This is a genomic window from Neisseria sp. 19428wB4_WF04, assembly GCF_015235335.1.
Taxonomy (GTDB): domain Bacteria; phylum Pseudomonadota; class Gammaproteobacteria; order Burkholderiales; family Neisseriaceae; genus Neisseria; species Neisseria musculi.
Genome location: NZ_JADGLG010000146.1, coordinates 1 through 601, shown reverse-complemented (window position 1 = coordinate 601; position 601 = coordinate 1). Strand labels below are relative to the sequence as shown.

Sequence of the window (601 nt, the reverse complement as noted above, 5' to 3'; positions counted from 1 at the left end):
AAGATGATGAGCAGCACCAGCATCACGTCGATGAACGAGATCAACATGGTCCCGTTCATCGACGTGATGCTGGTGCTGCTCATCATCTTCATGGTGACCGCGCCCATGCTCACCCCCAGCCGCATCGACGTGCCCTCCGTCGGCAAGGGCGCCAAGCCGCCCAAGTCCTTCGGGCAGGTGATCGTGCAGAAGGACGGCAGCCTGCAGCTCAAGACGGGCGACCTCGAACGCCCGGTGACGCTCAAGGAACTCGGCGCCGCCGCCAAGACCTGGCAGGCCACGCAGGAAGAAGGCACGCCGGTGCTGATCACCGCCGACAAGGGCGTGACCTACGAATCCGTGGTCAAGGCCATGGATGCGCTGCAGCGCGCGGGCGTGCAGCGCGTGGGCCTCACCGTCAAGTCGGGCGGCTAGGCGCACCCGCGTCTCCACCGCTCAGCCCGTTTCCCCTTTTTTCGCCGCGCCCCTTCCGGAGCCGTTTCCGAACGCGATGCACGCCCACAACGACCGAGACCAGTTCGCCCCCACGCGTCCGCCGGGACGCCTGCGCGCCGTCGCGCTGGCGGTTCTGGTCCACGCCGCGCTCATCGGCGCCCTGACC

The 601-nt window shown here is 67.6% G+C and carries 1 protein-coding gene; it reads left to right on the top strand.

Features of this window, described 5'->3' with window-relative positions:
- Positions 1–414, top strand: a 414-nt coding sequence (locus tag IR141_RS12715; RefSeq protein WP_368665560.1) for an ExbD/TolR family protein, incomplete at its 5' end; no start/stop codon positions are given.
- Positions 415–601: the final 187 nt, after the last annotated feature.